The 13878-nt window shown below is 67.5% G+C and carries 13 protein-coding genes; 5 read left to right on the top strand and 8 right to left on the bottom strand.

What is annotated here, in order from left to right; all coding sequences use genetic code 11:
- Positions 1 to 94: 94 nt before the first annotated feature.
- From BLU38_RS29340 to BLU38_RS29315, 6 genes are all read right to left on the bottom strand, one after another.
- The gene (locus BLU38_RS29340; RefSeq protein WP_091530758.1) at positions 95 to 2704 is read right to left on the bottom strand and encodes a glycosyl hydrolase; all 2610 of its coding nucleotides are present in this window, start codon (positions 2702 to 2704) and stop codon (positions 95 to 97) included.
- 93 nt (positions 2705 to 2797) lie between these two features.
- Positions 2798 to 3475, bottom strand: a complete 678-nt coding sequence (locus BLU38_RS29335) for an HNH endonuclease family protein (protein ID WP_231920090.1) — start codon at positions 3473 to 3475, stop codon at positions 2798 to 2800.
- A gap of 138 nt (positions 3476 to 3613) precedes the next feature.
- On the bottom strand, positions 3614 to 4588 hold the full coding sequence (locus tag BLU38_RS29330; RefSeq protein WP_091530751.1) for a D-2-hydroxyacid dehydrogenase family protein: 975 nt from the start codon (positions 4586 to 4588) through the stop codon (positions 3614 to 3616).
- Positions 4589 to 4618: 30 nt separating this feature from the next.
- The gene (locus BLU38_RS29325) at positions 4619 to 5620 is read right to left on the bottom strand and encodes a TRM11 family SAM-dependent methyltransferase (RefSeq protein ID WP_091530748.1); all 1002 of its coding nucleotides are present in this window, start codon (positions 5618 to 5620) and stop codon (positions 4619 to 4621) included.
- A gap of 8 nt (positions 5621 to 5628) precedes the next feature.
- Positions 5629 to 6297: a class I SAM-dependent methyltransferase gene (locus BLU38_RS29320; RefSeq protein ID WP_091530744.1), complete on the bottom strand. Its 669-nt coding sequence runs from the start codon at positions 6295 to 6297 to the stop codon at positions 5629 to 5631.
- A 45-nt stretch (positions 6298 to 6342) separates the two neighbouring features.
- Positions 6343 to 6636: a DUF1905 domain-containing protein gene (locus tag BLU38_RS29315; protein ID WP_091530741.1), complete on the bottom strand. Its 294-nt coding sequence runs from the start codon at positions 6634 to 6636 to the stop codon at positions 6343 to 6345.
- 184 nt (positions 6637 to 6820) lie between these two features.
- On the opposite strand from BLU38_RS29315, the gene BLU38_RS29310 reads away from it, so the two are divergent.
- Complete coding sequence (locus tag BLU38_RS29310) at positions 6821 to 7357, top strand: DinB family protein (protein ID WP_091530738.1); 537 nt, start codon at positions 6821 to 6823, stop codon at positions 7355 to 7357.
- 177 nt (positions 7358 to 7534) lie between these two features.
- Positions 7535 to 9340, top strand: a complete 1806-nt coding sequence (locus BLU38_RS29305) for an ABC transporter ATP-binding protein (protein ID WP_091533371.1) — start codon at positions 7535 to 7537, stop codon at positions 9338 to 9340.
- 27 nt (positions 9341 to 9367) lie between these two features.
- Here the strand turns inward: BLU38_RS29305 and BLU38_RS29300 are convergent, their stop codons facing one another.
- Positions 9368 to 9859, bottom strand: a complete 492-nt coding sequence (locus BLU38_RS29300; protein WP_231920089.1) for a DinB family protein — start codon at positions 9857 to 9859, stop codon at positions 9368 to 9370.
- Between the two features lie 13 nt (positions 9860 to 9872).
- Positions 9873 to 10829: an NAD(P)/FAD-dependent oxidoreductase gene (locus BLU38_RS29295; protein WP_197679919.1), complete on the bottom strand. Its 957-nt coding sequence runs from the start codon at positions 10827 to 10829 to the stop codon at positions 9873 to 9875.
- Positions 10830 to 10998: 169 nt separating this feature from the next.
- Between BLU38_RS29295 and BLU38_RS29290 the strand changes: the two genes are divergently transcribed.
- From BLU38_RS29290 to BLU38_RS29280, 3 genes are all read left to right on the top strand, one after another.
- Positions 10999 to 12000: a TRM11 family SAM-dependent methyltransferase gene (locus BLU38_RS29290; protein ID WP_091530732.1), complete on the top strand. Its 1002-nt coding sequence runs from the start codon at positions 10999 to 11001 to the stop codon at positions 11998 to 12000.
- Between the two features lie 17 nt (positions 12001 to 12017).
- Positions 12018 to 12341, top strand: a complete 324-nt coding sequence (locus tag BLU38_RS29285; RefSeq protein ID WP_091530730.1) for a MazG nucleotide pyrophosphohydrolase domain-containing protein — start codon at positions 12018 to 12020, stop codon at positions 12339 to 12341.
- 94 nt (positions 12342 to 12435) lie between these two features.
- Positions 12436 to 13821 carry a sugar transferase gene (locus BLU38_RS29280; protein ID WP_091530727.1) on the top strand — a complete coding sequence of 462 codons (1386 nt, stop codon included), beginning with the start codon at positions 12436 to 12438 and terminating at the stop codon, positions 13819 to 13821.
- The last annotated feature ends 57 nt before the right edge of the window (positions 13822 to 13878 follow it).

The following is a 13878-nucleotide window of genomic DNA, read 5'->3' as shown; positions in this document are numbered from 1 at the left end:
CGGCGCCGGAGTGGACCGGCGTCGTCGTTGCTGAGCGATGACCTGACATGCCGTCCAGCGTAGGCCCAGCCGTGCTCGTCCGCAACAGAGTTGGTCAGCGGCGTCGTCGGATGATCTTCGGGACCGTCAGCAGGCCGGAGCTCACTCCGTCCAGGGCCCGATCCAGGTCCTGCATCACGAACCGCTGGCCGTATTGACCCCGCGACACCTGGACCGCCCGGTCGATCGCCGTGTCCTGGGACAGCGCATTCGCGGCCGTGTTGCTGACCCGGATCTGTACGGCGTTGCTGCCGGTGACCAGCAGGTCGGACAGATCGACCTGGTAGGGCGGCGCCCACACCACCCCGGCGGTGCGGCCGTTGATGATCACCTCGGCCACCTCCCGGATCGGCGCCGCACCCTTGACCCGGTAGGACCGACCGCGGATCCCGTCCCGATCGTCGGAGCCGAGCTGGGCCGGTTGCAGCTCTCCGAAGTCCATGATCAACTGCGCCGGGTCGCCCGACGGCGTCCCGTCCGGCTGATCACTGCTCAGCTCGATGGTGCCGCGATAGACCGCGCTGCCCGAGTAGCCGTCCCGGTCATCCTCCCAGCGATGGGGAAGCGTGACGGTCCGGGGCTCCTGATCGTCGTACTGAACGGTCCAGTCCGACCCCAGCGGCATCTCCTCACCGGCTCCGGGAACGGTGGACGAGGTCGGGTTCGCGCCGTCGTGGCTGACGATCACGACGCTCTGATAGGGCTCCAGGACGATCGGGATGCTGCTGTCCGAGAACGTGCCGACCGGCTGGCCGGTCATCGGATCCCAGAGCTCGTGTCCGGCGTGCGACGTCCGTGGTGTCGCGCTGAACTCGCGACGGTGCGGTCCGGTGTTGATCAGCAGATAGGCATCGACGGCACCGGCATCACCATCGACATCGCCAGCGAGCCGGCGGTGCACCATGCCCACCTCACCGCAGACCGGCGTGATGGAGAGATCGGGGGCGAGTGCGCCACGGATCGCGGCGTCGAGATCGGTGACGGCGCCAGGGGTGCCCACGGTCGACGATCCTTCGACGGCCAACACGATTCCGCCGTCGGCCTGATAGTCGGCCAACCACTGGCGCGTGCGCTCCGGCAACCGGTCGACGGCCGGCAGGATGAACACCGGTCTGGTCGTCGGGTCGATCAGCTCCAATGCGTCGTCGTCGACCAGATCGTAGTCCCAGCCACCCGCGCGGATGGTGGCGACGATCGTCGGATCGACCGTTCGGTTGGTCTCCCGCCACAGGTCGAGGCTGCCACCGACCTCGCGGCCGAGGTGCGGATACAGATCATCGGACGGGACGTAGAGCGCGATGTCGGCCACCGGCGTGCCCTGTCGTTGCAGCCAGCTCAGCCGTTGCAGGTAGCGCATCAGGCCGGGCATCGCCGGCCACCACGGATTACGGTCGTCCAGTGCGCCGGCGGCGTAGAAGAACCAACCCAGTCCGTCCCGTTCGGTGCCCGACGGGGAGTAGGGCCAGCCGTGACCGATGAACTGGTTGACCCCGTCCAGCAACAGTTCGTGCGCCTCACCCAACAGGTCGAGCGGGGTAGCCCGGAACGTCGGCGAGTGCACCCAGGTCCAGGATTCCGCCGAGACGACCGGCAGCCCGTCCAGGTGTGCTGCCGACGACGCCCACCGGGTCTGGGTGATCGTCTGCCAGCCCCAGCCTTCACCCTCGTACAGATCGGCAAAGCGGTAGCTGCTGATCTTGGCCGGCGGTGCACCGTAACCCTGGATCCGGAACCGGACCCCATGATCGGCGGCCCAGCGCTGGAAGACCGTCACGAAGTTCTCTTCGTACAGCTCGGTGAGGGTGCGGTAGTAGTCGATCCGCAGCTGGTCGGAGGCGTCGGTGTTGATGATCAACTCGTACAGCCGGGGGAGCAGCGGATAGCCGCGGCGGCGTTCGAATTCGTCGACCAGGTCGGGTGTCCAGTTTGCGCCGTACACCTCGAGACTGTCACAGAAGACCGAGCCGATCAGCTCCGCCGGCACCGCGGCCAGCAGCGGTTCGGCGAACGTGTCCAAATGCGCTCGCGCGGCGGACGCGGAGTAATGGTCGAGGACCGGCCCGTCGGCGCCGGCGGCCGCCCGCTTGACGACCTGACCGGTCGGCCGTTCGATCGCCAGCAGCAGTTGCCGCGGTCCACTGCCTCGGGGGATCTGCAGCCGGTCGTCCGCGATCTCCAGCCGTACGCAGTCGGTCGGCGGTTCCTGTGCGCTGCCGCCACCGAGGTAGGCCGCCACCAGCCGGTCGCCGGGCCAGGTCCGGATCGGAAGATCGACCGGTTCGCCGGTGATCTCCCGACGCTCCCAGTCCAGCTGCTTGGCGGCATGGTCGGCGTCGATGTGCGGACCGCCGAAGGACCAGCCGCTGCCCAAGGTGAGATCGAAGCGGAGGCCGAGATCACGTGCTCGTTCGGCGGCATAGCGGAGATGATCAAGGAACTCGGGGCCGAGCAGTTCGGGGCTGTCGGCGCTCAGCGGGTACACGTAGGAGACTTCGACGCCGCCGATGCCGGCCTCGGCCATCACCTGGAGTTCGCGATCAAGCTCGGCCCGGGTGACATCGGGGCCGAACCACCACCAGCGCATCATCACCCGGCTGTCCGGTGACGGTTCGGCGAATCCGGAACGCAACGCGGTCAACTGGTCCGAGGGTTTGCCTGATGACATGACGGGACTCCGATGTCGAACGGTTGAATGGTTTCAACACGGAGTGTAGCGGCCACCTCACGGGCCGCGGTGGCATGGTCGGGCGACCGCGCGTCAGACGATCTCGACCGAGATCGTGCTGTTGGTACAGCCGGCGGCCAGGTCCTCCATCGCCGATTTCTCCGCGCTGTCCACCGCCAGTGTCCAGCGGATCTTGACCGCGACATACTCCCGCAGGTAACGGCATTGCTGCTGATCGGGCAGCCACTCGGCGAGATCCTGATCGCTCTTGGACTGGTTGACCGAATCGGTGACGCCGACCAGTGTCCGATAGTCATCCAGGTCGTTGGCGTAGGCCTCCCGGCGGTCGGCGGTCCAGTCGCCGGCACCGGAGTCCCAGGCCTCGGCCAGTGGGACGACGTGGTCGATGTCGATGTCGGAGGTCGAGGTCTGCGAGACGCCGTCGTAGTAGGAGTACCACCGGCCGCCGCTCAACGAACAGCCGGAGCCGACGTCCGGAGCATCCTCGGCCTCGGAGATCAGCACCTCATCGCGAGTGTCGCAGCCGTCATCGTCGGCGTCGATCCAGAGATTGAACTTGTCCCGTTCATAGCCGTCGCGATGCTCGGTCGCGACGCTCAAGTCGCCGATCGCGGTCTGCAGCGGCTCGGAGTAGCTGGTCACAGCCGAGGCTCTCAGGGCCGGGGTGAGCAGCACGCCGATCAGGATGATCATGGACGCCATCCGCAACAATGCGGCGGCGGGCAGGCGTCGAGCTTGGGTCGTGATCACGGAAGTTGCCTTTCCGTCAGGGGGCACAAACCGTCCTCACTCAACCTCAGATCGGCGCTGACGGCAATGACCGGTGTCGTGCACCAGCGGTAACACGTCGCCGACACCGAGATTGCCGACCGGTGTCGGCGGTCGTCGTCAGCGGGGCAGCACCCGGATCGGCGAACCGTCCTGCAAGGCCATGATGTCCTCGACCGCGTCGGAGAAGAAGCGCCGGTAGGTGTCGACGGTCACGTAGCCCAGATGTGGGGTCAGCACGGTGTTCGGCAAGGATCGCAACCGATGATCGCTGGGGAGAGGTTCGCGGTCGTAGACGTCCAGCGCGGCTCCGCCGATCCGCCGCTGGTCGAGGATGTCGAGCAGGGCCGACTCGTCGACCAACGGTCCGCGGGAGGTGTTGATCAACCACGCCGTCGGCTTCATGATCGACAACTCGGCAGCACCGATGGTCCCGCGGGAGCGGTCGGACAGTTTCAGATGCAACGAGACGACGTCGGACCGGCGCAGCAACTCCTCCTTGGCGACCGGCGTGACTCCCAGCTGCCGGGCATGCTGCTGGTCCAGATGGGTCGACCAGGCCAACACCTCCATGCCGAAGGCGATGCCGATCCGCGCGACTCTGCTCCCCAGTCGACCGAGGCCGATCACACCGAGGGTGTGCCCCTCGAGATCGGTGCCGATCGTCGTCTGCCAACCGCCGTTGCGCATCGATCGATCCTCGTCCGGGACGTGACGCAAGGCGGCCAGGATCAACGCCCAGGTCAATTCGGCCGCGGAACCGTCGATGCCGCGGGTCCCGCACACCTCGATACCGCGGGCGCGGGCCGCGTCGAGGTCGATCGACGCGTTCCACATACCGGCGGTGACGATCAGTCGGAGCTCCGGCAGTTGCGCCAGAATCTCGGCCGGCAACGGCGTCCGCTCCCGCACGGCGACCACCACCTGAGCGTCGATCAGCGCATCGATCAGGTCGCTGCCCTCGAGATGCTCGGCCAGGAAGGTGACGGTGCTCTCGGCACCGAGCCGTGACCAGTCGGCCGAGGACCCGATCAGTTGCTGATAGTCGTCCAGGACGACGACGTGAAGCTTCGACGGCAGCGGCTGTGTGGTCATGCGACCATCATGGACCAACCCTGCGGATGATCACCGTCGGCGGCGGGTGATCACATATCCGGTCGGCGTGGCGCCACCGTAGCGGAATCCGGCCTGATTGATGATCTTGAGCCCGCGGGTGCGTTGCACGCTGTCGGTGAACAGGCGCTTGTCTTCGGTCAACAATACGGCCCGACCGTCGGCGCTGAGCCGACGGGCAATGCCGTCCAGCAACGCGGGGTAGAGCCGTTCGTTGTCGCGATGGCTTCCGACCTGTTTGCCGAACGGCAGGTTGCCGATGATCCGATCGACCTCGCCGACCCCCTTCATCGTTCCCAACGCCTCGGCATCACCGACACGGAGGGTCGCCGGGAGCCGCAGGGTGTCCAGGTTGCGGGTCGCGACGGCGACCGCCTCGGGATCGCGATCCACCCCGTACAAGGTCGTTGCGCCGGCAAGACCGGCGGCGACCAGCAAGGTGCCGCTGCCACAGCAGGGATCCAGGACCCGATGTCCAGCTCTGATCTTGGCCATCCTGACCAGGACGTCGGCCAATGCTGCCGGCGTGGACCAGGGGAGACGTTCCAGCTTTGCGTTCCGGCGGCTCCAATGCAGCGGACCGATCTGGGCGGACCAGCCGTCATCGCCCGGGACCAGATTGAGCACCCAGTTGCTCGGCTGCTGGCGCCAACCGATCGCGGCGGTGATGGAGGCAGCGATCTCATCCCGTGCCTCGGTGGACGGTTCGGCCACCCGAAAGCCGTGATCACCGGCGAATCCCGCCTTCTCCATGATCATGATCAGCTCCGAGAGAGCGGCATCGAACGCCGGCTCCCGGGGTATGCCGGGCAGCGGGACGGCCACGCCGGTGAAGCACCGCGCGGCGGCGAGCCGTAGCAGTCGGTCGGCGACCTCCTGCACCCCGTCGTCCGGAGCGCCGCGCAACTCGACCCAGCCCGCGCCGATCGGACGGGCCGTGCCGTGGTCAGCCAGCTCGGCAGCGAGGACATCCTCGGCTCCCTGCACCGTGTCCAGCCGAAGCACCAGTGTCATCGCCCGGCTCAGCTGCGAGTCGCGGTGATGACGAACAGGGTCGGCAGCGCGGTCGACCGCTCGTCGAACCGGGTCGGCTGCAGGCCGGCCGCGAGGACGGCGTTCAGATAGCTGGACAGCTTCCGGTGGTGGGCACCGACGTGGCCGCGGACGCCACTCTGGCCGGTCGTCCACCAGCCCTCCGCGTCGTAGCCACGGTCCGGTGGCCAGCTCGGCAAAGATGTCGGATCCTGCGGGTCGCCGGGGTAGCAGGGGTGGAACAGGGTGGCGGTGAACCAGCCGCCCGGCCGCAACACCGAGCGCACCGTTGCCAGTGCGGCGTCGAGATCATCGATGTCCATCAGCGCCATATTGCAGACCACACCGTCGAATGCGGTGCCGTCCCACCAGTCCGTGGCCGTCGCCGACCCGACGTGATAACTGACACCGCGCGGTTCTTCGGACTCCTGCTGTCGGGCCCGATCGATCAGTTGGCCGGCGAGATCGACGCCGACCACGGTGGCGCCGCGATCTGCCAGCGGGCGGCTCAATTGGCCGAATCCGCAGGCCAGATCGAGAACCCGTTGATCGGAGAGATCCTCCGGCAGGTAGTCGGTCGCCGCCGACCTCCAGTCGCTGCTGTAGTCGATGAACCAGTCCGCGTGACTGTCGTACCGCGCTGTCGAAGTGGTGGACATCGGTCCAGACTAGCGACGAACACACCCGTCCACCCTCGGCACCGATCAGCCGGGCTCGCCGAGGGTCAGCCGGACCGTGATCCGATCGCCTTCTCCGATCCCCTCGGCCCGGCGGACAGCATCCTTCAACGGCACCGCGTAGCCACCGTCCTTGGGGAAGAGCGAGGTGCCAAATTCGGTGTCCCCGACCCGAACCGTCACCGGGATCACACCCCAGCCGTAGGTCAGCGCCCTGGCGACCTCTTTGATGTCGAGACACTCTTCGTCCGGCACACTGACGAAGTAGTACGGCGCCGGGCCACGCCAATGCCAGACGCTGCCACTGAATCGCAGCTCCATCGCTGCCCTCCTCCTGGTGGCCTGATGAGGGTGGTGTCCAACATCCTCGGGTTGCGCATTCTGTCAGCAGGCCCCGACACAGCGATCAGGGACACAGCGATCATGCTGCGCACCGACACGCCCCGGCGTTATCGTGGCTGTCCGGACCCGACGCGGGTCGCCGACGCGAGATGGCGGGTGGCTGATGAGTCAGATCCAGCATGCCGTACCGATCGCGGTGCAACGCTGCGTGATCTGCGGATTCGACTTCGGGACCGGGCTCGACGACTGTGTCACCCACGCGACGGAACTTCCCGAGCTGCTGCAGGAGACGCTCGGCAAGGTCGATTCGGCGGCTGTCCGGCACCGGCTGGCGCCCTGGGAGTGGTCGATGCTCGAATACGGCGCCCACCTCGGTGAGGTGATTCCGTGGTACCTCGGCCGGGTGCAACAGGTGCTTGATGAGGATCGTCCACAACTGCAGCCGATGGATTGGACGATCGAGGCCGAGGTCGGTGAATACCGGCGGCGCAGCGTGCAACGGGTCTGCGCCGACGTCGACCAGGCCTGCCGGTCACTGATCGCGATGATCAACTCCCTCGACGATGATCATCTGCGACGGGAGGGGATCGGCAGCGACGGATCGCCGCGGACGATCGAGGTGCTGCTGACCCGGGCCGATCACGAGATCATCCACCACGAGCGGGATCTGCGGCGAGCATTGGATCGCTTGCAGGGGTGACCTGAGGATGCCTGGCTGCTAGATTTGTCGTGTCCAGGCCACTCTGCCTCTGAGTCCGGGGAATCCGGACGTCATCGCATTTGGCAACGGGCGCAGCGATGCCGGCTCGACCCATGAGGATCTTCCGATCGTCATGATCAACTGTGCTGCGCTGTCGCCCTGCCCATGCCCGTGTCGATGTGTGCAGAGGTTGCCGTGTCCCGGTCCCGTCGTGTTTCGCCGTCCTCAGACCTGTCCTTCCGCAGTGCCATTGCCGTTGCGGCTCGTACGGCCCGGCGCGGGCTACGGGACGCCGCCGGCCAGGCCCGCCGGTGGTTCCTGGTTGCCGGCCTGTTGACCCTGGTGCATGCCTTGGTCCCGCCCGCAGAGGTGTGGCTGTTGAAGGCTCTGCTGGAGCAGGTCGATTCGCCGAGTCCGCAGGACGCCCGGCTGGCGATCACCCTGGCGGGATTGACGATCGTCGTCGGACTGAACTTCTCCCTCGGGTATCTGGCGCTGTCGGCGTCGCAACGGACCGGATTCCGATTGGCCCATCATTACCGGTCCCGGCTCGCCGCCGCTGCGGCTGGTCTGCATCCGCGGCAGCTCGCCGAGGCGGCCACCAATACCCGCCTGCAGGCCGCTGCCCTGGCCGTCGATCGGATGACCCGGGTGCCCGGCGACACGCTGCAACTGGTCGGCACCGCGTTGACGTCGATCGGCCTGTGCGCAGCGATCTTCGGCTTCTCCGCGGCGGCCGGCATCCTGGTGCTGTCGGCCCTGCTGCCGACCGTCCTGGCGATGACCTTCATCGCCCGATCGGAGTCGGTGGGTTGGCCGCCGATCGCTGCGGTGGAACGACGATCGACCTACGCCATGGAACAGTTGGTGCAGCAACGCACCGGCAGTGAGCTCGCGCTGCTCGGCAGCGGCCACAAGGTTGCCTCGTTGGTGTCGCAGACCCAACGACAGAAGATGATCATGCTCGACCGGCTGATCGCGATCGACATGCGATGGGAGTCGGCGGCCTCGGCGGCGACCGCCCTGCTGCTGGCCGCCGCTCTGGTGTCGATGATCATCACCGACGTCGGCGCAGCGTTGGCCGCGGCGGCTGTGGCTGGCATCCTGTCCGGTCTGTCGGCGATCCGGTTCACCGGCTTCGCGTTCGGCAACATCGTCTCCACCGCACCGCAGGCCGAGGCGTATGCCGCGGTCGTCGGAACCGCCGAGCCGGACGATCCGACGTCCGGGCCCGCGACCGTCGGACGGCTGACCGCCGAGGCAGTGAGCGTCAGCTATCCGGACGCGGCCGGTTGGGCGGTCCGGGACGTGTCCCTGACCGTCGAGAAGGGCGAGGTGATCGCCCTGGTCGGAGCCAACGGTGCCGGCAAGACGACGACGGTGAACGCCATCCTCGGTGTGGTCGAACGACAATCGGGGACGATCATGATCGACGGGATCAGTGCAGACGACCTCACCCATGCCGACCTGTTGAGCCGCATCGGTCTGCTGACCCAGGAATTCGGACGGTACGAGTTCCGGGTCCGCGATGTGGTGGCGTTGGGACGGTCGGCCGGGGAGGTCGCGGACGAGGAGCTGTGGTCGGCGCTGCGTTCGGTCGGGCTCGCCGAACTGGTGGCGTCGATGCCGGACGGCCTGGACACCCAGCTGGGGCAGCAGTGGGGTGGCGTCGGTTTGTCCGGCGGACAGTGGCAGCGGTTGGCGCTGGCCCGGATCCACCTGCGCGACGCCGGAATCTGGATCCTCGACGAGCCGACCAGCGCGGTGGATGCCGAGGCCGAACGAGAGATCTTCGCCGAACTGCAGCGGACGAAGGGGAACCGGATCACCATCGTGGTCTCGCACCGCGCCTGGACCTTGAAGGGAATGGACCGGATCTATGTCTTCGATCGGGGCCGGGTGGTCCAGGTCGGCAGCTACGACGAGTTGCTCTCCCGTGCGGGACGGTTCGCCGATCTGTTCGCCGAGCAGCTTTCCGGCTGAACCCGGCCACCGACGGAGCCGATGGGTTCATGCTCCGCGGCGACCGTCGAGCAGCTCGGCGAGGATGTCCAGGTGGCCGAGATGGCGGGCGGTCTCCTCGATCAGATGCTGCAGGATCCACCGCAACGACAGCACGGGCATCCCCTCCGGCGCATAGCGTTCCAGCTCGTCGAGCTGGTGCGCGGCCACGATCCGGCGGGACACCTCACACTGTCGGAGGTAGCGATCCACGAGACTGTCCAGCGGCTCGTCGTCGACCCAGCCGTCGTCGTCCAGCGGGCCGGCAGGTTCACCGAGGAACGACCCGACCAGCCAGTGCCGTTCGACGGCGATGAGGTGACTGACCAGTCCACCGACGGTCATCTCCGGCGACGTCGGCAGCAGCCTGCGACGAGCCTGCTCGTCGGTCAGGCCCGCGCACTTCAGCGGTACCGTCTGCCGCTGCCAGTCCAGCCAGCCGGTGATCATGGCTCGCTCGTCGGCAGACGAAGCCGGTCGCAACCGCTGATCGTTCTGCATGCTGATGATCCTGTCACTCCTCGCGCATCGCCTCGACCGCGCGTCGGGTGTCCTCGGCGATCAGATCCGCGTTGATCATTCCGCCGGCCAGCACACCGGCGCCGGCAGCCGGTGCGACGGAGGCCGAGAGGTCACTGGCGTTGCCGACCGCGTAGACGCCCCCGATATCGGTGCGACCGCCGGGGTCGGTCGGAATCAGCACCCCGTGCGGATGCTCGGCCGGCTGCCCGCCGAGTTGCTCGTAGAGCTCCGTCCGGGCCCGGAAACGCGGCCCGACGACGAGCGCATCGACCGGTATCGTCCGACCGTCGGTGAGCGTGACGCCGTCCAGCATGCTGCCGGTGCCGTCGAGATGATCGACAACGCCGGCGACGACGCTGATGCCGAGCGCCCGGAACTGTTCGGCCTGCTCGGGTTCAGGATCACCGGCGGTGTGGGTGAAGAAGGTGATCTTGTCGCTAAGCTGTCGGAAGAGCAAGGCCTGATGCGCCGACATGCCGGTGGTCGCGAGGATTCCGATCATCTGGTCCCGGACCTCCCAGCCGTGGCAGTAGGGGCAGTGCAGCACCGTCGTTCCCCACCGTTCGGCCAGGCCGGGGATGTCCGGCAGCTCGTCGACGAGTCCGCCGGCCAACAACACCCGCCGTGACCGGACGCTGGGTCCGGTGGCGGTTGCGATCTCGAACACTCCGTCCTGCTGTCGGGCGGTGGTCACCTCGCCGTCGACGATCTCGACGCCGTACCCAACCGCCTCAGTGCGCCCGAGGGCCAACAGTTCCCGAGGCGGGATGCCGTCCCGGGACAGCACGTTGTGGGCTCCGGCGGCGGGCGCATTGCGGGGTCGGCCGGCGTCGATCACCAGCACCGAGCGACGGGACCGCCCCAGGGCGATGGCCGCGCTGAGACCGGCGGGGCCGCCGCCGACCACGGTCACGTCGTAGAGTGCCTGAGCTGTCGGGTTGTCGCGCATGTTCGGGTCCTTCGGTGAGAGCGTCGGTGATGTCTCCATGGTCACCGGGGGACGACACCTGGCAAATCTTCTTGCCGAAGCGGCAAGGAGCGGAACAGTCCGACCGAGGGGCGGAGGTCGGGTCCGGCGTCGTACAGCGACCAGCCGGTAGGGTCGAGGAGTGCGAGTGATGCTGTTGCATGGCGCAGGTCTCGGCGACCTCGTCGATGCCGCCATGGCCCAGGACCTCAAGGCGACCAAGATCTACGCCGACGACAGCGCGATGATGATCGACACCGCTGGCGGCGCCTCGAAGATCACCCGGCTCGGGTATCTCAAGAATGCCTACCGGGTGATCGGATCGGTGCCGCGTCGGGGCGCGATGCAACGGTCCCTGGACGAACTCGCCCGGCGGGCGTCCGGCTGGGAACTGCCCGGCGGCAAGCAGCCGTTCCGGGTGATGTTCTCCGAGGACGGGCAGCTCGCGTCGGTGCCGCCACGATCGCGATCCCGGCTGGAGGAGTCGATTGCCCGCCGGACCCGTGGCACGGTCAACCGCCGGGGTGGGCGCGGCGGAGAATATTGGGTGCTCACCCGCCGGGACCTGGACGAGGTGCTGTTGACCAGCAGGATCCAGCTGCCCAAGCCTGGCCAGCAGCAGCCCGGCGCGCTGCGACCGGACCTGGCCAACCTGTTGGTGGGGGCGGCCGGACGGCGGCCGACCGACGTGTTCCTCGATCCGTTTGCCGGGAGTGGGGCGCTGGTCGCTTCCCGGCTCGGTAGTCCGCTCCGGCAGGCGATCTATTCCGATCTCCGCTACGGCAGCCGATCGGGTCCCCGGATCGATCCTGCACTGCAGCGGTCCCGACAGGTCACGCTGCTGAGCGAGGACGCCCGAACGCTGCCGTCCGTCGACGACCACACCGTCGACGCGATCGTGACCGACCCGCCGTGGGGCGAGTTCGAGGATCTCGGAGCCGACTACGAGGAGTTCATCGAGGACGTCCTGACCTCGTTCGACCGTGTCCTGAAGACCGACGGACGGGTCGTGATGATCACCGCGCGACGCCTCGTCGGCGCCACCCTGCGGCACTGGCAGGCCCATCGGCTGGCCGTCGATTCCAGCCACGACGTGCTGGTCAACGGCCATCCCGCGACCGTGATCGTCGGCCGGCGACAACGGGCACGCTGAACCGGCAGACTGGCCGGATGGAATTGCAAGCCTTGCAGGAGGCCGCGCGGACGATCAGGTCCCGGTATGCCCGCTACGAGGAGCGACAGTACGGTCGATCCTGGACACCGGAGGAGATCATGCTCGGGTTCGTCGGCGACGTCGGCGATCTTGCCAAGCTGACACAGTCCGCGGCCGGTGTCCGCGGTTCCGCCGAGGTTCAGGACAAGCTCGCCCACGAGCTGGCCGACTGTCTGTGGAGCGTGCTGACGCTGGCCGACTGCTACCGGATCGACCTGGAGTCCGCGTTCGGAGCGACCATGGCCGAGATCGACCGGTGGCTGGAACAGCATGAGGCATGACCAGCATGAGGCATGACCAGCATGAGGCATGACTGGGCCTCGGTTGGGCGCGGCGGATAGCGCTCGCCGCCCGGCTGTGGTGTGATCGTCAACGATGACCGTTCCGGCGAGCGACCCGCAGCGACGGCCGCCGAAGACGCGCACCCGGCCGCGGCTGACGGTGGTGCGCGCGATGAATCGCCGCGGCATCCGGCTGCTGCACGTCGCGGATCTGCTGATCGTCTACGGGCTGCTGTTCGCGATCACTGCGGTCATGATCCAGGTACGCCCCGGATTCAATGCCGCATCGCACCTGAGTCGCTACGTCTGGTCCTACGGGATCGTCGCGATCATCCACCTGGCCGTCTTCTCCTTCGGCGGCCTCTACGACCGTGAACGTCGGCTGGTGGTCCCGCCGTCGGCGTCCCGATTGATCACCCTGGTCTGGTTGGCGTCGCTGATGATCGGCGTCACCAGCTGGTTGTTGGGGGAGTTCCTGATCCCGCGAAGCGTTCTGCTGGCCTACGCGATCGTCGGGCCGGTCGGGCTCTGGATCACCCGGGCGGTGTCTCGGCGCCTCCGCGAACGCAACGCCGGCCCGGCGCGGGTGTTGTTGATCGGCAGTGCCGAGGCCTGCCTGCGGGCAGCCGAGCATCTGGGTCAGACGACGGCGGTCGTGGTCGCGGGTCAGGTCCGGGGGACCGATGACCTGGAACAACGGGTCGACCGCTACGCCGCTACCGGTGTCCTGCTGCTGGACGGCACCGGGCTGAGTGATCTTTACGCCGACGCGTTGTCCCGGCTGGAACTGCGAGGGGTGGAGACCCTGCAGCTGGTGCGTCCCCACGACTCTCTGCTGGGATTGCGCACCGTGGGTGAGATCGGCGGGATGCCGGTGGTGTCGTTGTCGGCGCACATCCTGACCGGTTCGCAGCAGCGGCTGAAGCGGTGGATGGACGTGATCGTGTTGGTGTTGACCGCACCGCTGACCATCCCGTTGATGATCTTCACCGGCGTCCTGGTCGCCGTCCGGGCCGGTGGGCCGCTGCTGTTCGTCCAGCATCGGGTCGGCCGCGACGGGGCGCCGTTCCGGATGTTGAAGTTCCGCACCATGCGACGCGACGCGGAACGGTTCTCCGGACCGGTGCAGGCGACCACCGACGACCCGCGGATCATCCGGGGGCTGGGTTGGCTGCGGAGCACCAGGCTGGACGAACTCCCGCAATTGATCAACGTGCTGGCCGGCCAGATGACCATCGTCGGCCCGCGCCCGGAACGGCCGGAGGAGATGGCCGAATACGAACGGCTGATCCCCGGCTACCGTCGACGTCACCAGATCGAGCCCGGCATCACCGGCCTGGCCCAGGTCTACGGCCACTACCACACGCATCCGGAGTTCAAGCTCGGCCACGACCTGCAGTATCTGGCGAACTGGTCACCCTTCCTCGACATCCAGATCATGCTCCGTACCGCTTGGGTCATCCTCGCCCGACGGCTGTGAACCACCCGACACCTTCGGGGTGCGTATGGCAACTTTTTGGCAAATGGGCCGAGCTAT

Origin of the sequence: Microlunatus soli (genome assembly GCF_900105385.1) — a bacterium.
GTDB classification, from domain to species: Bacteria; Actinomycetota; Actinomycetes; order Propionibacteriales; family Propionibacteriaceae; genus Microlunatus; species Microlunatus soli.
This window is presented reverse-complemented; position numbering and strand designations above follow the sequence as displayed.

Coding starts and splice junctions, on each gene's coding strand:
- BLU38_RS29340 (WP_091530758.1), bottom strand. CDS start 2,704: ATGTCATCAGGCAAACCCTCGGACCAGTTGACCGCGTTGCGTTCCGGA.
- BLU38_RS29330 (WP_091530751.1), bottom strand. CDS start 4,588: ATGACCACACAGCCGCTGCCGTCGAAGCTTCACGTCGTCGTCCTGGAC.
- BLU38_RS29325 (WP_091530748.1), bottom strand. CDS start 5,620: ATGACACTGGTGCTTCGGCTGGACACGGTGCAGGGAGCCGAGGATGTC.
- BLU38_RS29320 (WP_091530744.1), bottom strand. CDS start 6,297: ATGTCCACCACTTCGACAGCGCGGTACGACAGTCACGCGGACTGGTTC.
- BLU38_RS29315 (WP_091530741.1), bottom strand. CDS start 6,636: ATGGAGCTGCGATTCAGTGGCAGCGTCTGGCATTGGCGTGGCCCGGCG.
- BLU38_RS29310 (WP_091530738.1), top strand. CDS start 6,821: ATGAGTCAGATCCAGCATGCCGTACCGATCGCGGTGCAACGCTGCGTG.
- BLU38_RS29305 (WP_091533371.1), top strand. CDS start 7,535: ATGTGTGCAGAGGTTGCCGTGTCCCGGTCCCGTCGTGTTTCGCCGTCC.
- BLU38_RS29300 (WP_231920089.1), bottom strand. CDS start 9,859: ATGCAGAACGATCAGCGGTTGCGACCGGCTTCGTCTGCCGACGAGCGA.
- BLU38_RS29295 (WP_197679919.1), bottom strand. CDS start 10,829: ATGCGCGACAACCCGACAGCTCAGGCACTCTACGACGTGACCGTGGTC.
- BLU38_RS29290 (WP_091530732.1), top strand. CDS start 10,999: ATGCTGTTGCATGGCGCAGGTCTCGGCGACCTCGTCGATGCCGCCATG.
- BLU38_RS29285 (WP_091530730.1), top strand. CDS start 12,018: ATGGAATTGCAAGCCTTGCAGGAGGCCGCGCGGACGATCAGGTCCCGG.
- BLU38_RS29280 (WP_091530727.1), top strand. CDS start 12,436: ATGACCGTTCCGGCGAGCGACCCGCAGCGACGGCCGCCGAAGACGCGC.